The sequence below is a fragment of the Pseudomonas putida genome, assembly GCF_005080685.1.
Taxonomy (GTDB): domain Bacteria; phylum Pseudomonadota; class Gammaproteobacteria; order Pseudomonadales; family Pseudomonadaceae; genus Aquipseudomonas; species Aquipseudomonas putida_V.
This window is the reverse complement of the sequence record NZ_CP039371.1, coordinates 2,787,409-2,804,868: the sequence shown is the minus strand read 5'-3', so window position 1 is coordinate 2,804,868 and position 17,460 is coordinate 2,787,409. Positions and strand designations below refer to the sequence as shown.

The following is a 17,460-nucleotide window of genomic DNA, read 5'->3' as shown; positions in this document are numbered from 1 at the left end:
CTCACGGTCGGTATGCTTGTGTGCAGCGGATGCTGCTTTTTCAGGTCCGACCCAAGGGCTCACAAATGCGTTCAAAGCAATCGACCACTCACGCCTGCCCCTGCCATGCCCTGGTGCTGGCGGCAGGCCAAGGCATTCGTTTTGGCAGCGACAAGCGCCAAGCGCGCTTGACGAGCGGCCAGACCGTGCTCAGCGCCACCCTTGCGCGGGCGCTGGAACACTTCGATGAAGTCACCGTCGTGCTACGTCCAGGGGATGACAGGCAAACGCTGGACATCGATTCACGCGTGACCGTGGTCCGGGCGCAGCAAGCTGCAAGCGGGCTTTCCGCGAGCCTGGCTGCCGGGATCGCCGCGTTACGTGGCTCATCCGCCCAGGCAGCGGCCGTGCTGCTGGGCGATATGCCATGGATTGCCCAATCGACGCTGCGCACGCTCTGTGCCAATGCCCATGCCCAACGCATCGTGATGCCCGTCCACCAGGGGCAACGAGGTCACCCGGTCATCTTCGGGCGGGCATTCTGGGCCGCGCTGGAGCAGGTACAGGGCGACCAGGGCGGTCGCCAGGTGGTCGCGGCCCATGCACAGGCCTGCATGCGGGTCGAGGTGGACGACCCCGGCGTGCTGCTGGATATCGACACTCCGGCGGACCTTGCCGGTCGATTCAGCTCACCTGGTTGAATCCGGCCGCACCTTCGCCGCGCAGTATCCACACCGAAAGGTGCGGCGCGGCACCGGCGCGCATGGCATGCAACTGGTTGCCGGCGTTGTGCACCAGGTTGCCGATACCCGGCGTCCACCAGCCTGCGTCTTCGCGCCACCACTCTCCAGGCGACAACACCACGTAGCACTCGTCCGGCGGATGTCGGTGCACGGGATAGCTGACGCCACTGGCCATCAGCGAAACGCCGATCAATACCGGCCCCAGCGACGCCAGCCCCGCATTGCCGACGATGATGGCATTGAAATGGCCCGCATCGAAGCCTGTGTCGGAGCCATCGCTGGGCCGTTTATACCAATCGAGCTCGGGCACCAGTGCCGCCAAAGTCGTGACCACGCCCGCCAACGCCGGCGTAGTGGTCAAGGCCCGCGTGCTGCTATCGGCAAACCACGCCTGGACCTGTGCAGGAACTTCGGCGGTGGCTCTGCCAGGCACCATCGCCACTTGCTCGCTGGCAAACCCCGTGGCTCCGCGCTGGCGCAGCCAGCGGTCGATTTCGGCGATAAAACGGGCTACGGGTGGGATCGGTTCTGACGAGGTCACTCTGCGTCTCCTGTAGATTGCTGCTGCTCCCAGCGTTGCAGGTTGTGCTCCAGCAGTTGCCGTGGCAATGGCCCCGAGACGATCTGCCTCATCTGCTTCGCCAGAAGCTCACGCAACCGCGGCTGGTTGCAGGGTGAAGCATGGGACAACGCCAGGTAAAGCCCCTCGCTGGACACCGCCGGCGCGAGCACCTTCAGGCGCCCGTCCATGTTCAACTGGCGCGCCAGGGCCATGCCGGGGTACTGCTCGTACACCACGTAGTCGCTCCTTTTGAGCAACAATTTCTCGAATGCCTGGCGGGCGCTGGGCACTGCCTCGAGGTCGAGGTTGGCCTTGGCGAAATCGTCGAACTGCTGGCCATGGCTGTTGTTGACCAGCGTGCCGCCCCTTCGGCCTTTGAGGTCGTCCCATTTCTCATAGGCGAATGCGCCGTCCTCGCGTACCCAGACCACGCTGGGCGTATACAGGAAGGCTGGACTGATGAAGTCCATCGCCTGCTCACGGGCCTGGGTGATGAAATAGCCGGCCAGCAGATCGATATGCCCGGTGCGCACTTCTTCCTGGGCGCGTGACCAGGGACCAGCGTAGACCACCTTCACGTCCAGGCCGAGCGCATCGCCCACTTGCCGGAGCAGGTCGGCATTGACGCCAATCAGGCGCTGCGGGTCCTTTGGGTCGCGCCACAGGTAAGGGGGATATTCGGGGTTGCCGGTGGCGGTCAGTTGCCCGCAGCTTTCCTGCGCCAGCACCCCAGCGGCCGCCAGGCACAAGCACAGCAGCAGGCATGGCCAGCGGTAAGCTCCACGCCCGTGCATTGTCCAGTCCGCCCTGGAGTCAGGCTCAGATCAACGACTTGCCTTGCTTGAGGACCTGTTCACACACCTGCTTGGTGACCTTCTTTTTCATCCCGGCAACGCTGTAGTCGCCCTCGGCACCTGCTTGATAGTCGCTATCGGAGGTACCACCCGAGACCTTGCTGAGCAGCTTGTCCTTTACCGCCGTGGCGGCATCGGCACTGAGGTAGTTGTTTTTCACGCAGTACTCGAGCACTCCGGCGACCTTGCCGGTTCCGCCGGAGGTCAGCCCCCCCAGGTCGGAGAGCCCTGCCCCAAGCGCCCAGGGCGAACCGATGGAACAAGCCAGAGCGATGCAAAGGGTGGAACGTCGAATGGGACTCATGTTGCCTCCTGTAGCGCGTCCGGGATGCGCAGGTATTAGACTCTAGCAGCTATCTGGAACATGGCCTGCTGGCCCCGCTACTGAACCTCTGAATCCGTTGCACCCTCTCACCCCATATGCAGTGCGACTGGCGCGCTGCGTCGACCCTGCTGGAGGATGGCGTAGATGATGAAGATCCTGATGGTCCTGACATCCCACGATCAACTGGGCGATACCGGCAAGAAGACGGGCTTCTGGCTGGAGGAATTCGCCGCGCCCTATTACGTATTCATCGACGCTGGGGCCGATGTCACCCTCGCCTCGCCCAAGGGCGGCCAGCCGCCGCTGGACCCCAAGAGCGACGAGCCGGACGCGCAAACGGCGGCCACCCGGCGCTTCGCCAGCGACACCGAAGGGCAGATGGCACTGGCCGATACCGTGCCGCTGGGGGAAATCGACCCGTACCAGTTCGATGCCGTGTTCTACCCAGGTGGCCACGGCCCGCTGTGGGACCTGGCGGAGGACAACGACTCGAAAATCCTCATCGAGGCCTTCTACGCCGCCAACAAACCGGTAACGGCCGTTTGCCACGCCCCTGGGGTGTTGAAGAACGTCAAGGCGCCCGACGGCCAGCCCGTGGTCAAGGGCAAGAAAGTGACCGGTTTCAGCAACTCGGAGGAAGACGCGGTCGGCCTGAGCGCGGTGGTGCCATTTCTGGTCGAGGACATGCTCAAGGGTCAGGGGGGTCAGTATTCGAAGGCAGCCGATTGGCAGAGCCACGTGGTCGAGGATGGCCACCTGATCACCGGTCAGAACCCGGCATCCTCCGAAGGCGTCGCCGAGGCACTCATCAAGCGCCTCAAGGCCGAGCCCAGCGCCTGAAACGTCCAGCGCGCCGGAGCCTGCATTGCACCGGCTCCGGCGCGCGGGTTAATGCTGTTCACTTAAGAATGCCGGGGCCGCTGCGCAGCCCTCTCGCGACACAAGGCCGCTCCCACATTTTCCGAGCTTGCCCTGTAGATAGAGGCCTTCACGGTCAGTGTGGGAGCGGCCTTGTGTCGCGAGAGGGCCGCAAAGCGGCCCCAATGCCGGCGATATCGTGCTTAAGTGAACGGCATTACGGCGCGCGGGTCGACTGCGGGCGTTACTCGCTCGCCAGGGTCGCGCGGACCTTGGCGACACTGGCCGCGGTCACTTGCGGCGCCTGGTTGCCCCAGCTGCTGCGCACGAAGGTCAGCAACTGCGCCACTTCCTCATCGCTCATGCGCCAGGCGAAGCCCGGCATGCCCAGTTCCGAAGGCGCGCTGGCGGTAGCTGGCAGCTTGCTGCCGTGCAGGACCAAGCGAATCATCGAAACAGGGTCGGCAGACAGCACCGAGGAGTTGCCGGCGATCTTCGGGAATACCCGCGCATAACCCAGGCCATCGGTACGATGGCAGGCGGCGCAGTTATCGACGTACAACTCGGCGCCCCGGCCGCTCTCCTGACCGGCCTGCAATGCCTTGGCGGTCGCCGGATCGGCCTTGAATGACGACACCGAGTCGGCGCTCGCCGGCAGGGTCTTGAGGTACGCGGCAATGGCCAGCAGGTCATCGTCACCCAGGTGCTGGGTGCTGTGCACCACCACATCGCCCATGGCCCCGCCGAGTACCGCATGGGTAGGACTGCGCGCACTGCGCAGCGTCGCGACGATGTCCTCGGCGCTCCAGGCTCCCAGGCCGTCGGCCTGGTTGCCGCGCAGGTTCACCGCCAACCAGCCGTCGATCACCGGGCCACCGGCAAGGAAGGCCTCGCCCGACTCGTCCAGGGCCTTTTCCTGCAGGGTCGCCGCCCTCGGCGTATGGCAGCTGCCACAATGCCCCAGGCCTTGCACCAGGTAGGCACCACGGGCGACTTGCGCGTCCGGGTAGCGGCCGGCGTCGAAGGCCACGGCCTGCGGGGTTGGGGCGAACAGCTTGCGCCAGATCGCCAGCGGCCAGCGCATCGACAGCGGCCAGGGTACATCGTTGGCACGGTTTTCGGCCTGGACCGGTGCCACCCCTTGCATGAAGTAGGCATACAGCGCCCGCACGTCGTCATCGCTGACACGGGCGTAGGCCGGATACGGCATGGCCGGGTACAGGCTGTCGCCGTTGGCGGCGATACCGTGGCGCAAGGCGCGGTCGAACGCGTCCAGCGAGTAGTTGCCGATACCGGTGTCCTTGTCCGGCGTGATGTTGGTGCTGTACAGGGTGCCGATCGGCGAGGCGATCGCCAGCCCACCGGCGAACGGCTTGCCGTCCTTGCTGGTGTGGCAGGCGGTGCAGTCACCGGCATCGGCCAGGTAGCGACCCTTGTCGATCAGCGCCTGGTCAACGCTGGCGATCGGTGCCACCGGCGCCGTTTTGGTCGGCCACAGGGCATACGCCAGCACGGCGATGAACACCAGCAGCGCCAGGCCGAGCAAGCGCAGGAGAAACTTCTTCATGGTCATTTCTCCTTAGGCGTGGACCAGCGGGCCAGGGTTTTTAAGGTACTGCTCGCGAATCGCCTTGGCCGACCAGTACGCCAGCGCACCGACCATGCCGGTCGGGTTGTAGCCATTGTTCTGCGGGAAGGCGTTGGCACCGATGGCGAACACGTTGTGCACGTCCCACGATTGCAAATAGCGATTGAGCGCCGAGGTTTTCGGGTCGCTGCCCATGATCGCGCCACCACAGGTGTGGGTGCTCTGGTACTTGGTGATGTTGTAGTGCTCGCCCGGCTTCTTGGCGTCGCCGGAAAGCGCCGTCGGGTTGAGCACCTTGGACATCTCCAGGGCTTTGCCCACGAGGAACTGCGAGGCCTTGACCTCGTTGTCGTGCCAGTCGAAGGTCATGCGCAGCAGCGGTCTGCCGAAGGCATCCTTGTAGGTCGGGTCGAGGCTCAGGTAGTGCTGCTTGTACGACATGCAGGCACCCTGCACCTCGAAATAGAACGAGTGACGGAACGCATCGCTGGCCGCCTGTTTCCAGGCCGTGCCCCAGTTGGGCGTACCCGGCGGCACATTGATCCCGCGCACAGGCCCCGCGCCCGGCTGGCGCGCCCAGATGATGCCGCCACCGACGAAGCCGGCGCTGGCATTGTCGAGCTGGTTGCCGTTGAGGTTGTCCATGGTGGTGCCGGCACCGCCGATACCGATGAACTGGTTGGCCTGCACGTCCTTGTCGAAGAACAGCACCACACGGTTGAGGTTCTGGTACGAGTAGTTGCGGCCCACCGTGCCTTCACCGGTCTGCGGGTCGTAGGGTTTGCCAATGCCCGACAGCAGCATCAGGTGCACGTTGTACAGCGAGAACGCGCACAGCAGCACCAGGTCGGCCTGCTGTTCGACTTCACGGCCCTGGGCGTCGAGGTAGGTCACGCCGGTGGCCTTCTTGCCGTCGCTGTCCAGGTTCACCTTGAGCACCTGGGCGTGGGTGCGCAGTTCGAAGTTCTTGCGCTGGCGCAACACCGGCAGGATGCTGATGTTGGGGCTGGCCTTGGAGTAGTTCAGGCAGCCATAGTCGCTGCAGAAACCGCAGGCGTTGCATGGGCCCATCTGGCAACCGTACGGGTTGACGTACGGGCCCGAGGCGTTGGATGCCGGGATCGGATACGGATCCCAGCCCATTTCGCGGGCGCCCTTGTAGAACATCTCCGCGCCCAGGTAGTTGGGGTTGGGACCCAGCGGGAACTCACGCGAGCGCGAGCCTTCGAACGGGTTACCGCCCGGCTGGCGCACGCCCTTGATGATGCCGGCCTTGCCCGAGGTCCCGCACACATGCTCGAAGTGGTCGAAATGCGGCTCGAGATCCTCGTAGGTGATCGGGAAGTCCTGGATGCTCATGTCCGACGGGATGAACTTGGCGCCGTAGCGCTGCTCGACGTTGCTGCGCAGCTTGAAGTCCTCCGGCAGCGCACGGAAATGGCAGCCGGACCAGTGGCTGCCGGCGCCGCCGACGCCGGTACCCGGCTTGAACGAACCCATCTGCCGATAAGGCACGGCTGTGCTCCCTGGGTTGTGGCGCGCGGTGACGGTTTCCTGGGCCAGGCTTTGCAGGTAGCGGCGGTGCACCGAACCCTCCAGTTCGTCGACCACCTTGGGATAGGCGAAGTCCGGTTGGGTGTCGCGGTCGGCGCCACGTTCGAGCACCACCACGTGCAGCCCGGCGTCGGTCAGTTCCTTGGCCAGGATCGCCCCGGTCCAACCCATGCCGACGATGACGGCGTCCACTTTCGGTTTTGCATTTGCCATGATCAGCCTCTCCGTCCGGCCAGGTCCACGGGTGGGAACGGATACGGCTTGTCACGCACCGTCACCCAGTCCATGTAATCGGCACGCATGCCGGGGTAGCCGATCATCTTCCAGGCCCCCATGTTCTTGTTGCCACCATGCGAGGGGTCGGCAAAGTAGCCATTGCGCACTTCGGCGAGCAGGCTGCTGAAGAACAGCTTCGAGGAGATGTCGTCCAGCGCCAGCTTGCCGGCCTCCGCGGCCTTGAGCAGGTCTTCCTGCTGGGCATCGGACAGCTCGGCGAAGGCCTTGCCGTCGAACGCCTTGCGGCAGTGGCCGTTGAACGCCTTGATGCCGATGCGCAGGGTTTCGCGCAGGTTCAGTCGCCCCTGGTAGCCGAACTCCGGTGCGGCTTCGAGGAAGGGCCCTTGCATGTACCAGATCGCCCCGTTGGCGTACGGCGTCTGCATGTGCCGGTCGAGGAACTCGGGCACGCCCAGCTCCACGGCGCCAGGGCCGACATGGTCGGATGGAATCAGCCGATCGCACGCGGCGATCACGAAAGCCCATTCCTCTGGGGTGAAAAAGGTCGGTTGGTATTCACCCGCCGCTTGCGCGGGTACTGCCGTGGGCTTGGCCGCTGCGTCGCTGGCGGGTGTCTGGGCGAAGGTGGCGGTGGGAACGCCGGCGCCGGCCAGGGTGACAACCGGGATCAGCGTCAGCGATTTGCGCAGGAAATCGCGCCGTGCGGGGGATGTATCGTCATCGAGCATCTTGCTTCTACTCCTTGGGCTAAACACGGGGAGTGCTTTTTTCTTATGTTTCTCGTCATGAGTCGGGCGGACCGATCCTCGGCACCGCGCGATATGATCGCCAGCTAATCATTACGTAGCTAAGCAATCAGTCGTCACTAAACCAGCAATTGCTGCCCGCGACCACCGCCGCGGACGGCTGAAACGTTTATTCAGATCTTGAACTGGCGGACCAGGGCGCTGAGGTTGCCGCCCAAGGTCGAAACGTCGCGCATGGTACTGGCGCTCTGTTCGGTTTCCTCGGCGAGATTTTCGACGGCACCGGCAATCTGGTGCACGCTGCGGTTGATTTCCTCGGCCACTGAGGTTTGCTCTTCGGCGGCACTGGCGATCTGCGCGTTCATCGCATTGATGGTGGCGATCAGGCCGGAGATCGAGTCCAGCGAGGCGCCGACGGCGTTGGTCTGCTCGTTGGCGCCCTGCCCGGCTTCGGTGGAACGGCGCATCGCCTCGACCGAGGCGTGGGTGCCGGTTTCCAGGCGGGTGATCATGCCCTGGATTTCCTGGGTGCTTTGCTGGGTGCGGCTGGCCAGGGCGCGGACCTCGTCGGCGACCACGGCAAAGCCACGTCCGGCCTCACCGGCGCGGGCGGCCTCGATGGCCGCGTTGAGCGCCAGCAGGTTGGTCTGCTCGGCAATCGAGCGGATAACGTCGAGTACCGAGACGATCGAGCGCACGTCCTGTTGCAGGCTGTCGAGGCTGGTGCCGCTGAGCTGGATGTCCTCGACCAGCGAACTCATGCCGCTGATGCTCGACCCCACCACCTTGCGCGCGGCCTGGCCTTGCTGGTCGGTTTCCGAGGCGGCCTCGGCGGCGCGCTGGGCGCTGCGCGCGACTTCCTGCGCGGCGGCGGACATTTCGTGGATGGCGGTGGCGACCTGGTCGGTCTCTTCGCGCTGGCGCTGCATGGCCTGCTCGGAGCGAAGCGTCTGCTGGGTGGCCTGCTCGACCAAGCCTGCAAGATCGGTGGTCATCTGCGCGATCTGGCGGACCATGCCATGGATCTTCTCCACGAAGCGGTTGAACGAGGCAGCCAGGTCGCCCAGTTCATCGCGGCTGGTGATGGCCAGGCGATGGGTCAGGTCGCCGTCGCCGGCGGCGATGTCGTCGAGGTTGGTCTTGAGCACGCGCAGCGGGCGCACGATGCTGTTGGCGATCCAGGCGCCGACGGCGGCGGTGGCCAGCAGCAGCACCAGGGTCACCACGAATACACTGACCAGGATACTGCGGGTACGTTTGTCGACGGCTGCCTGTTCCAGGGCCATGGCAGCGTCGATGTCGTCCATGTTGATCGCGCTACCCAGCACCAGGTCCCATTTCGGCAGGTACACGGTGTAGCCGAGCTTGGGTACCTGCACCGCTTCGTCACCCGGTTTGGGCGCCTGGTAGTCGATGTAGTGGGTGCCGTTCTTGGCCACCTCGACGAAGGTCTGGTAGTGGTACGAGCCGTCGGGGTCGCGGGTATTCCAGAAGCTGGTGCCGACGCCGGCCGGGCTGTCGCCGCGGAAGACCCGCACGCCCTTGGTGTCGTAGCCGAAGAAGTAGCCCTCGTCACCGAACTTGACCGGCTTGAGCAACTCCAGCGCCTTGTCGCGGCTCTGCATATCGCCCTGGGTGGAGGCATCGTGCAGGGGTTGGATGGTGGTCAGGGCCACGTCCACGTAGTTTTTCAGTACCTGGCGGTTGCGCTCCACCAGTTTTTCGCGTCCTTCCTTCATTTCTGTCGTGGCGCTGCGCTGCAACATCCAGGAGGCGACGCCACTGAGAATCAGGGCAAATAGCAACGCTGGGACGATGGCTAGGCAGAGCAGCTTGCTCTTCACTGTAAGCTTCATGGACAGATCACCTCCTGGTCGTGTGGACTTGTCCTATCGGCCAGATGTGAAACATCTTGAAAGCTTTTGATGGCATTTTGACGTCAAATTTCAGGAAAATCGATTCAGCAGCCCTTTTGCGCGGCGACCTGCATCCGCTGCTCGTCAGCGCTTGACCCGCCGCTCATACGCCGCCAGCACGATGCGCTCCGACTGCACCAGGTAATTCTCCAGCATGCGCGTCGCCTCCTCCGACCGTCCTTCCTCGACACACCGCAAGATCGCCGCGTTCATGTCCAGATAAGGCAGGTGCAGGAACTCCGGGTCGTTGAGTACCCCGAATGCCAAGCGCAGTTCGGCCGAGATCTGCCCATAGAACACCAGCAACCGGGGGCTGTCGGCCAACTCGACGACAGCCCGGTGGAACAGCATGTTCGCCGTACCCACGCCGACCCAGTCCTTGGCTTCGCGCGCCTGCATGCCCGCCTCCACCGCCTCGCGCATGTGCAGCGTCCCGGGATGCAAAGGAAACCCCTGGGCGATGGCCTTGCACTCGATGAAGCGACGAACGCGGTAGATGTCAATGATCGACGCCATGTCCGGCTCGGCGACGGTCACGCCGCGATTGGGTTCGTGCTTGAGCAGGCCTTCGCGCGTCAATACACGGAACGCCTCGCGCAGCGTGTTCCGGGAAATTTGCAAGGTCTCGGCCAGCGCCGCCTCGGAAAGGCGTTGCCCCGGCACCAGCTCGCCTTCGACCAGCATCCTGCGAATGTCTTGCGTGATGGATTCACCCAGAGTGCGTGGGAGTGAAGTGTCAGCGTCGTTCATGGGCAATCCAGGGTAAGGAGACGGATGGATGTTCCCTGAGACCTCGTTACCTGGCAAGGCACAAAGCCACGGCGTGCTTCATCAGGTAGCACGAATGAGTGAAAGTGTAACAATCCGGTGCATAATGCTCATCCATCAAACATAGATTGTTGAACAATCAATGCCGCATGATTCACCGAATAGACACAAATATGAGGTATGTGGCACGGCGCTTGCTCGGCGAAGTCATCTCTCATTGTAGGAATGCTGCTGTGACACAGACCGCTCTAGAGTTCAGCAAGGCCCGGCGATCGTCCCTGATCGCCGCGATCTTCATGATGGCCACCTCAGCCATTGGCCCGGGTTTCCTCACCCAGACCGCCACCTTCACCGCTACCCTCGGCGCTGCGTTCGCCTTCGGCATCCTGGCCTCGATCCTGATCGACTTCGTCGTACAGTTGAACGTCTGGCGCATCGTCACCCTGACCCGCATGCGCGCTTCGGACCTGGCCAACGCCGCCATTCCTGGCAGTGGCTACCTGCTGGCGGTGTTGGTGATCTTCGGTGGCCTGGTGTTCAGCCTGGGCAACATCGCTGGCGCGGGGCTGGGCCTCAACGCCCTGACCGGCATGGACCCGAAATGGGGTGGCGCGCTGAGTGCGCTGGTGGCCATCGGCATCTTCTCTTCGCACCGCGCCGGCGTTGCCATGGACCGCATCATGATCGTGCTCGGCACGCTGAAGATCGGCCTGATCGTGTTCGCGGCGTGTTCCACCCACCCACCGCTGGGTGAAGCCCTGCGCCAGGCGGTATGGCCCGATTTCGTCGACTTCGCCGCGATCACCACCATCGTCGGCGGCACCGTGGGCGGCTACATCACCTATGCCGGCGCGCATCGTCTGCTGGACAAGGGCACCGTGGGCGTGGAAAACATCGAGGTGGTCTCCAAGGCTGCCCTCACCGGCATCCTGGTGACCGGCGTGGCGCGCTATGTCCTGTTCCTGGCCATCCTCGGCGTAGTCGCCAGCGGTGTGGTGATCGACGTATCCGGCCAGGCCGCCAACCCTGCAGCCCAGGCCTTCAGCGCGGCGGCAGGCAATGCCGGGTTGATCGCCTTCGGCCTGGTGCTGTGGGCAGCGGGGATCAGCAGCGTGATCGGCGCTTCCTATACCTCGATGTCGTTCATCACCGTGTTGTCCAAGCAGATCAACGAGCGCATCCGTCACCGCGCCACGGTCGGTTTCATTCTGGTCGCACTCGCCGTATACCTGACAGCAGGCAAACCGCCCGCGGCACTGCTGGTGTTCGCCGGTGGCTTCAACGGCCTGATCCTGCCGCTGGGCCTGAGCATCTTCATGTACGTCGGCTGGCGCCGCTCCGACCTGATGGGCGGCTACCACTACCCGCGCTGGCTGCTGGTACTGGGCGTGCTGACCTGCCTGTTGTCGTGGTACATGGCATTCAAATCGGCCGGTGCCATCTTCGCCTTCATCAACGCAGCCTGAGACTGCCACGGAGACCCTTTTCATGACTGCCATCGACCTCAATAGCGACCTCGGCGAAAGCTTCGGCGCCTGGAGCATGGGCGACGACACCGCGATGCTCGAAATCGTCACCAGCGCCAACGTCGCCTGCGGTTTCCATGCCGGCGACCCCGCCGGGATCCTACGCACCCTGGAGGCTGCGGCCGCACGTGGCGTGGCCGTGGGTGCCCATGTGTCCTACCCCGACCTGGTCGGTTTCGGCCGCCGCAACATGAACGTGCCCGCCGAGCAGCTCCGCGCCGACGTGATCTATCAGATTGGCGCCCTGCAAGGCCTGGCCCGCAGCGTCGGCACCCAGGTGAGCTACGTCAAGCCCCACGGCGCGCTGTACAACACCATTGCCGCCGACCCGGTCCAGGCAGCGGCGGTGATCCAGGCGGTGCTGCGCATCGACCCGCAGCTCAAGCTGGTGTGCCTGGCCAACTCGCCGCTGATCGGCTGGGCGACCGAAGCCGGGCTGAAGTGCGTCGCCGAGGCCTTTGCCGACCGCGCCTACACCGCCCAAGGCACCCTGGTTTCGCGTGGTCGCCCTGGCGCCGTGCTGCACGATGCCGAACTGATCGCCCAGCGCATGCTGCGCCTGGTGCGCGATGGCGAAATCGAAGCCGAGGACGGCCAGGTGATCCGACTGCAGGCCGACTCGATCTGCGTGCACGGCGACAGCCCCGATGCCGTCGATATCGCCCGCAGTGTCAAGCACCGCCTGCTCGAAGCGGGCGCCACCCTCCGCGCATTTTCCTGAGGTTGACCATGAACCCATTCCAGCAAGCCCGCGAAGCCGCCGCTGCCGCCCGCGCCCGTTACCGTGATGGCCTGGTCTCGCCCACCGCCGGTCATGCTCCCGGCCTGACCCAGTGCAACATGATCTGCCTACCACGCGCATGGGCGTACGACTTCCTGCTCTTCGCCCAGCGCAACCCGCAAGCCTGCCCGGTGCTCGACGTCACCGAGCCAGGCGAGCATTCGACGTTCCTCGCCGCTGACGCCGACCTGCGCACCGACCTGCCGCTGTATCGCGTGTGGCGTGACGGGCAGTTGGTCGAGGAAGTCAGCGACGCTCGCCAGCTGTGGGCCGAGCACGACGATCTGGTGAGTTTTCTGATCGGCTGCAGCTTCACCTTCGAGAACGACCTGCTCGAGGCCGGTATCGACGTGCGCCACATCAGCGAAGGCTGCAACGTGCCGATGTACCGCACCCATCGTGCCTGCCGCCCCGCTGGCCGCCTGCAAGGCAACATGGTGGTGTCGATGCGCCCGATCCCGGCCGACCGCGTCGCCGACGCGGCCAAGATCACTGGCCGCTACCCCGGCGTGCACGGTGCGCCAGTGCATGTCGGTGAGCCCGGCCTGCTCGGTATCGCCGACATCGCTCGCCCCGATTTTGGCGATGCGGTGACCATCAATCCAGGGGAAATCCCCGTGTTCTGGGCGTGCGGGGTCACCCCCCAGGCCGTGGTGATGGCCTCGAAAGTGCCGTTCGCCATCTCCCACGCGCCAGGGCACATGTTCATCACCGACGTTCCCGACAGCCATTACCACGTATAGGAGTGGATCATGCGTTTCTATCCGGTCAGCCTGGATGCGCTGTTGGTCGAGCTGGCGAACCTGGACGAGACCCTCGCCCTGTTCGACGCCTTGCAGCAGGCGCCCATCGCTGGCGTAGAAGAGATCGTGCCCGCGGCGCGCACGTTGCTGGTGTATTTTCGCCCCAGTGCGGTCAGCCGCGAGGCGCTCGCCGCACAGATTGCCGGGCGCGATATCAGCGCCACGGCGCGTGAGGCCGGCAAGCTCATCGAGATCCCGGTGCACTACGACGGCGAAGACCTCGACGACGTGGCGCGCGAGCTGGGCATCGGCCGCGACGAAGTGATCCGCCGCCACACCGGCAGCGACTACAGCGTAGCCTTCTGTGGTTTTGCCCCAGGCTTTGCCTATCTCAGCGGCGGTGCCGGCTTCGTCGTGCCCCGGCGCAGCACCCCGCGCACCCGCATCCCGGCTGGCGCGGTGGCGTTGGCCGGCGGTTTCAGCGGCATCTACCCGCAGGCCAGCCCCGGCGGCTGGCAGATCATCGGCGTCACCGCGACCCGCATGTGGGACCTGGACCGCGCCGAGCCGGCCCTGTTGCAACCTGGTTATCGCGTGCGCTTCGTCGATGCGGGGCCGCAGGCGGCGGTGCAGGTGCAGGTGCAAGCTGCCGCCGCGCCGGCCGATTCGGCCACTGACGGCCACCTCGAAATCCTCTCGCCAGGCCTGCAGACCCTGTTCCAGGACCTCGGTCGCCCTGGTCGCGCCGGCCAAGGCGTATCGGCCTCCGGCGCCCTGGACCGGGGCGCACTGCGGGCAGCCAACCGCGCCGTGGGCAACGACCCGGGCAGTGCCTGCCTGGAAGTGCTCATGGGCGGCCTGAGCTTCATTTGCCGAGGCCATACCGTGGCAGCCGTCACCGGTGCCAGCACCGTGATCGAAGTCCGTACCGCCAGTGGCCAGGTGCTGCGCCCTGCCCTGTATGCGCCGTTCACGTTGCAGGCGGGCGATCAGGTCAGCTTGCAGGCGCCCAGCGCCGGCTTGCGTAATTACCTGGCCATCCGTGGCGGCTTCAGCGCTACTCCTGTACTGGGCAGCCTGGCCACCGACACCCTCGCCCAGGTCGGCCCCAAGGCCGTGGCTGCAGGTGATCGCCTGGGTTTCAACGCCCGCGTTGGCGGCGCCGCTGTCTCGCTCGATGAACAACCCGCGTTCGCCATGCCGCGCTCCGGCGAGGTCGTCACCCTGGATGTGGTGATGGGCCCGCGCAGCGACTGGTTCACCCCCCAAGCCCAGGCGCTGCTGGCCGAGCAGCAATGGCAAGTGACCCCGCAGTCCAATCGCATCGGTATTCGCCTGGCAGGCGATCAGCCGCTGCAACGCGCCATCGACGGTGAGCTGCCCAGCGAAGGCACCAGCGTCGGCGCCATCCAGGTGCCCCCCAGCGGGCAACCGGTGCTGTTCCTGGCCGACCACCCGCTGACCGGTGGCTACCCGGTGATCGGCGTGGTCGCGCCGTATCACCTGGACCTGGCCGGGCAGATCCCGGTCAACGCGCATATCCGCTTCAATCCGCTGGGCGCCTTCGAGCCCGTGCGGCCTGCCCATTCCGACGAGATCCAAGCCCGATGAAAAAGGTCCTGATTGCCAACCGTGGCGAAATCGCCGTGCGTATCGCCCGCGCCTGCCGTGACTATGGCGTCGCCAGCGTGGCGGTGTACGCCGATGCCGACATCGATGCCCTGCACGTACGCCAGGCCGACGAAGCCTATGCACTCGATGGCCAGCGCCCAGCCGACAGCTACCTGAACATCGACAAGCTGCTGGCCGTGGCGGCCCGTGCTGGTGCCGATGCCGTGCACCCGGGCTACGGCTTTCTTTCCGAGCGTGCCGATTTCGCCCGCGCGGTGCTCGATGCCGGGCTGATCTGGATCGGCCCCAACCCCGACACCATCGATGCCCTGGGCGACAAGGTGCAGGCCCGGCGCATCGCCCTGAAGGTCGGCGCACCGCTGGTGGCCGGCACCGAGGACCCGGTCAAGGACGCCTCTGAAGTCCTGGCCTTCGCCGAGCAACACGGCCTGCCGATCGCCATCAAGGCAGCCTTCGGTGGTGGCGGTCGCGGCCTCAAGGTGGCCTGGAAGCTCGACGAAGTCAGCGACCTGTACGCGTCTGCAGTGCGCGAGGCGGTCACTGCCTTTGGCCGTGGCGAATGCTTCGTCGAGCGCTTCCTCCACCGCCCACGCCACATCGAGGCGCAGATCATTGCCGACCGCCATGGCCGCGTCGAGGTGGTCGGTACCCGCGACTGTTCGCTGCAGCGGCGTAACCAGAAACTCATCGAGGAAGCCCCGGCGCCATACCTGGATGACGCCCTGCGCCAACGCATTCACGACTCGGCCCGCAAGATCTGCGCCGAGGCCGGTTATGTCGGCGCCGGTACCGTCGAATTCCTGCTGAGCAGCGATGGCACCCTGTCGTTCCTGGAGGTCAACACCCGCTTGCAGGTGGAGCACCCGGTCACCGAGGAAACCAGCGGTATCGACCTGGTGATCGAACAGTTGCGCGTCGCCGATGGCTTGGCGCTGTCGTTCCAGGGCACCCCTGCCCCGCGTGGCCACAGCTTCGAGTTCCGTATCAATGCCGAGGATGCGGGTAACGGCTTCCTGCCCACACCTGGGGCCATCGAGCGCTTCCAGCCACCGAGCGGCCCAGGTGTACGCCTGGACAGCGGCGTGGTCGAGGGCTCGCGGGTGTCGCCCAATTTCGATTCGATGATCGCCAAGCTGATCGTCACCGGTGCCACCCGCGAGCAGGCCATCCGCCGTGCCCGCCGCGCCCTGGCTGAATTCGGCGTCGACGGCGTGGCGACCGTGTTGCCGTTCCACCGAGCGGTGATGGATCACGCAGATTTCACCGCCGACGACACCTTCTCGGTGCACACCCGCTGGATCGAGACCGACTTCGCCGAACACATCACCATTGCCCCGCGTGCCGCCAGCACTGCTGACGCAGGCGTGCTGCGCACCTTCGTCGAAATCGATGGTAAACGCCACGAACTGGGTCTGCCGGCCGGCTTGCTGGCGGGTATCAATCTTGGCGGTGCGGTGCCAGTGGCAGATACCCCTGCCTCCGCCGAAGCCGTGGACGAGCGCGCCGTGGTCACGCCCGTGGCCGGCAACCTGCATGCCTGGGTGGCTGAAGACGGTGCCCAGGTGGAAGCCGGCCAGGTGATCGCGGTGATGGAAGCGATGAAGATGGAAACTTCGATCCTGGCGCCTTGCGCCGGCACGCTGAAAATCACCGAGCAGCCCGGCACTTACTACGATGCCCGCGCCCGTATCGGCCACATCGACTGATCCACCCCGCCTCATCCTGAAGTAACACGCGCACTCGGGCCTTCGCGCCCGAGGGGCCGCGTGCTGCCGGAAAGTGAACTTATGCGCACCTAGAAGCGAGAGCGAAGCGCTGACTCAATGTTTGTTTTTGGCTATCTCGATATCGTTCATAAGCGCCTTCGCCAGAGCATTGAGATAATCCGCAGCCCCTAACAACTTATGGTCATCTTCCATATCGCCTTCGCGTACCAGATGCTTGATGTAACCCAACAGAATGGAGACTTGTTCGTAGGCATCATCGATCGGGATGCCGGGTTGCACGCGGAGCAGGTCCAGAGGTGGGTTGCCGACATCCAGGAAGGTTTCCACGCCGGCGGTCGTAACGGGTTTGGCCTTGTCTGCCATGTCTTCATCCCTCCGGCTGCGTGTGTTCACGGGGGAAGCAGGCCAGTACGTGTTCGACCAGTTCGTGGGCGACTTCAGTGGCGTGCATGGCGTTGCTCAGCATGCCCATGCCGGGTTCGCCTGCACGTGCGCGGCAGTGTTCGTCGATGGTTTCGGCGACGCCACGCAGGAGTTCGCTGGTGTGGGCCAGGGCGTCGGGTGGGTACATGTCGGATTGGACGGTGAAGAATGGGGTGCGGGGGGATTTGCGGTGGGGTGGGTCAGGGACGAGTTTTTTCATGGTGTTGGTCCTTCACTTCGTTAGAGGAACCACCACCTGAACCTTCTCACGGGTTTGGGTGGCGGCCATGCACGGGGTGAGAACCGAGGAAGCAAAGGAAACTCGGCCAGACCGGAGTCTGCCCGCGCACGGCCACCATTAACGCTGACCGCGTCTGCTAATCGTCGGGTTCTCACGCCCGGTCGCCTAAACGACCTGAGAACGTTATCTCTGGGCTATTTGCCCGACAACAGCGATAGTTCAGCAGCGGTCGTAGGATAGATCTCATTCAAATCAAT

General features: G+C 64.8%; 16 protein-coding genes and 2 pseudogenes. 7 read left to right on the top strand and 11 right to left on the bottom strand.

What is annotated here, in order from left to right; translation table 11 throughout:
- The first annotated feature begins 65 nt into the window (after positions 1–65).
- Positions 66–680, top strand: coding sequence for a nucleotidyltransferase family protein (locus tag E6B08_RS12935; protein WP_136914369.1), 615 nt, complete (start codon positions 66–68; stop codon positions 678–680).
- On the opposite strand, the gene E6B08_RS12930 is transcribed toward E6B08_RS12935, so the two are convergent.
- Genes E6B08_RS12930 through E6B08_RS12920 form a run of 3 tightly spaced genes read right to left on the bottom strand, consistent with a single transcriptional unit; the run spans position 664 to position 2,442 of the window.
- Entirely contained in the window at positions 664–1,263 is a 600-nt protein-coding gene (locus tag E6B08_RS12930; protein ID WP_136914368.1) for a dimethylsulfonioproprionate lyase family protein, read from the bottom strand. The two genes, E6B08_RS12935 and E6B08_RS12930, sit on opposite strands and share 17 nt — an antisense overlap.
- A complete protein-coding gene (locus E6B08_RS12925) occupies positions 1,260–2,078 on the bottom strand; it encodes a substrate-binding periplasmic protein (protein ID WP_136914367.1) in 819 nt (272 codons plus the stop codon). Before E6B08_RS12925 ends, E6B08_RS12930 begins: the two co-directional genes overlap by 4 nt.
- Positions 2,079–2,103: 25 nt before the next feature.
- Positions 2,104–2,442: a DUF2501 domain-containing protein gene (locus tag E6B08_RS12920; RefSeq protein WP_136914366.1), complete on the bottom strand. Its 339-nt coding sequence runs from the start codon at positions 2,440–2,442 to the stop codon at positions 2,104–2,106.
- Between the two features lie 168 nt (positions 2,443–2,610).
- Between E6B08_RS12920 and E6B08_RS12915 the strand changes: the two genes are divergently transcribed.
- Entirely contained in the window at positions 2,611–3,303 is a 693-nt protein-coding gene (locus E6B08_RS12915) for a type 1 glutamine amidotransferase domain-containing protein (RefSeq protein WP_136917392.1), read from the top strand.
- A gap of 262 nt (positions 3,304–3,565) precedes the next feature.
- Here the strand turns inward: E6B08_RS12915 and E6B08_RS12910 are convergent, their stop codons facing one another.
- From E6B08_RS12910 to E6B08_RS12890, 6 genes and pseudogenes are all read right to left on the bottom strand, one after another.
- Positions 3,566–4,888 carry a cytochrome c gene (locus tag E6B08_RS12910; RefSeq protein WP_136914365.1) on the bottom strand — a complete coding sequence of 441 codons (1,323 nt, stop codon included), beginning with the start codon at positions 4,886–4,888 and terminating at the stop codon, positions 3,566–3,568.
- A 12-nt stretch (positions 4,889–4,900) separates the two neighbouring features.
- On the bottom strand, positions 4,901–6,676 hold the full coding sequence (locus E6B08_RS12905; protein WP_136914364.1) for a GMC family oxidoreductase: 1,776 nt from the start codon (positions 6,674–6,676) through the stop codon (positions 4,901–4,903).
- A gap of 2 nt (positions 6,677–6,678) precedes the next feature.
- The gene (locus E6B08_RS12900; protein WP_136914363.1) at positions 6,679–7,428 is read right to left on the bottom strand and encodes a gluconate 2-dehydrogenase subunit 3 family protein; all 750 of its coding nucleotides are present in this window, start codon (positions 7,426–7,428) and stop codon (positions 6,679–6,681) included.
- Positions 7,429–7,619: 191 nt separating this feature from the next.
- Positions 7,620–8,114 (bottom strand): annotated as a pseudogene (locus E6B08_RS31500) (methyl-accepting chemotaxis protein); the annotation flags it as partial.
- A gap of 363 nt (positions 8,115–8,477) precedes the next feature.
- Positions 8,478–9,185 (bottom strand): annotated as a pseudogene (locus tag E6B08_RS31495) (cache domain-containing protein); the annotation flags it as partial.
- Positions 9,186–9,446: 261 nt separating this feature from the next.
- A complete protein-coding gene (locus E6B08_RS12890; protein ID WP_238349355.1) occupies positions 9,447–10,046 on the bottom strand; it encodes a GntR family transcriptional regulator in 600 nt (199 codons plus the stop codon).
- A 317-nt stretch (positions 10,047–10,363) separates the two neighbouring features.
- Between E6B08_RS12890 and E6B08_RS12885 the strand changes: the two genes are divergently transcribed.
- Genes E6B08_RS12885 through E6B08_RS12865 form a run of 5 tightly spaced genes read left to right on the top strand, consistent with a single transcriptional unit; the run spans position 10,364 to position 16,518 of the window.
- A complete protein-coding gene (locus E6B08_RS12885; protein WP_136914360.1) occupies positions 10,364–11,596 on the top strand; it encodes an NRAMP family divalent metal transporter in 1,233 nt (410 codons plus the stop codon).
- A 22-nt stretch (positions 11,597–11,618) separates the two neighbouring features.
- Positions 11,619–12,377, top strand: a complete 759-nt coding sequence (locus E6B08_RS12880) for a LamB/YcsF family protein (protein WP_136914359.1) — start codon at positions 11,619–11,621, stop codon at positions 12,375–12,377.
- An 8-nt stretch (positions 12,378–12,385) separates the two neighbouring features.
- Positions 12,386–13,180 carry a putative hydro-lyase gene (locus E6B08_RS12875; RefSeq protein ID WP_136914358.1) on the top strand — a complete coding sequence of 265 codons (795 nt, stop codon included), beginning with the start codon at positions 12,386–12,388 and terminating at the stop codon, positions 13,178–13,180.
- A 9-nt stretch (positions 13,181–13,189) separates the two neighbouring features.
- On the top strand, positions 13,190–14,791 hold the full coding sequence (locus tag E6B08_RS12870) for a carboxyltransferase domain-containing protein (RefSeq protein WP_136914357.1): 1,602 nt from the start codon (positions 13,190–13,192) through the stop codon (positions 14,789–14,791).
- Positions 14,788–16,518 carry an acetyl/propionyl/methylcrotonyl-CoA carboxylase subunit alpha gene (locus E6B08_RS12865; protein WP_136914356.1) on the top strand — a complete coding sequence of 577 codons (1,731 nt, stop codon included), beginning with the start codon at positions 14,788–14,790 and terminating at the stop codon, positions 16,516–16,518. The genes E6B08_RS12870 and E6B08_RS12865 overlap by 4 nt, the downstream gene beginning before the upstream one ends.
- A 114-nt stretch (positions 16,519–16,632) precedes the next feature.
- Here the strand turns inward: E6B08_RS12865 and E6B08_RS12860 are convergent, their stop codons facing one another.
- On the bottom strand, positions 16,633–16,902 hold the full coding sequence (locus E6B08_RS12860; RefSeq protein WP_136914355.1) for a DUF3077 domain-containing protein: 270 nt from the start codon (positions 16,900–16,902) through the stop codon (positions 16,633–16,635).
- A 4-nt stretch (positions 16,903–16,906) separates the two neighbouring features.
- Entirely contained in the window at positions 16,907–17,182 is a 276-nt protein-coding gene (locus E6B08_RS12855; RefSeq protein ID WP_136914354.1) for a hypothetical protein, read from the bottom strand.
- Positions 17,183–17,460 lie beyond the last annotated feature (278 nt).

What these genes read in the sequence shown, in the direction of transcription:
- E6B08_RS12890 (WP_238349355.1), bottom strand. Translation starts at nt 10,046, where the DNA reads ATGCTGGTCGAAGGCGAGCTGGTGCCGGGGCAACGCCTTTCCGAGGCG.
- E6B08_RS12880 (WP_136914359.1), top strand. Translation starts at nt 11,619, where the DNA reads ATGACTGCCATCGACCTCAATAGCGACCTCGGCGAAAGCTTCGGCGCC.
- E6B08_RS12935 (WP_136914369.1), top strand. Translation starts at nt 66, where the DNA reads ATGCGTTCAAAGCAATCGACCACTCACGCCTGCCCCTGCCATGCCCTG.
- E6B08_RS12910 (WP_136914365.1), bottom strand. Translation starts at nt 4,888, where the DNA reads ATGAAGAAGTTTCTCCTGCGCTTGCTCGGCCTGGCGCTGCTGGTGTTC.
- E6B08_RS12920 (WP_136914366.1), bottom strand. Translation starts at nt 2,442, where the DNA reads ATGAGTCCCATTCGACGTTCCACCCTTTGCATCGCTCTGGCTTGTTCC.
- E6B08_RS12860 (WP_136914355.1), bottom strand. Translation starts at nt 16,902, where the DNA reads ATGGCAGACAAGGCCAAACCCGTTACGACCGCCGGCGTGGAAACCTTC.
- E6B08_RS12925 (WP_136914367.1), bottom strand. Translation starts at nt 2,078, where the DNA reads ATGCACGGGCGTGGAGCTTACCGCTGGCCATGCCTGCTGCTGTGCTTG.
- E6B08_RS12865 (WP_136914356.1), top strand. Translation starts at nt 14,788, where the DNA reads ATGAAAAAGGTCCTGATTGCCAACCGTGGCGAAATCGCCGTGCGTATC.
- E6B08_RS12855 (WP_136914354.1), bottom strand. Translation starts at nt 17,182, where the DNA reads ATGAAAAAACTCGTCCCTGACCCACCCCACCGCAAATCCCCCCGCACC.
- E6B08_RS12875 (WP_136914358.1), top strand. Translation starts at nt 12,386, where the DNA reads ATGAACCCATTCCAGCAAGCCCGCGAAGCCGCCGCTGCCGCCCGCGCC.
- E6B08_RS12905 (WP_136914364.1), bottom strand. Translation starts at nt 6,676, where the DNA reads ATGGCAAATGCAAAACCGAAAGTGGACGCCGTCATCGTCGGCATGGGT.
- E6B08_RS12870 (WP_136914357.1), top strand. Translation starts at nt 13,190, where the DNA reads ATGCGTTTCTATCCGGTCAGCCTGGATGCGCTGTTGGTCGAGCTGGCG.
- E6B08_RS12915 (WP_136917392.1), top strand. Translation starts at nt 2,611, where the DNA reads ATGAAGATCCTGATGGTCCTGACATCCCACGATCAACTGGGCGATACC.
- E6B08_RS12900 (WP_136914363.1), bottom strand. Translation starts at nt 7,428, where the DNA reads ATGCTCGATGACGATACATCCCCCGCACGGCGCGATTTCCTGCGCAAA.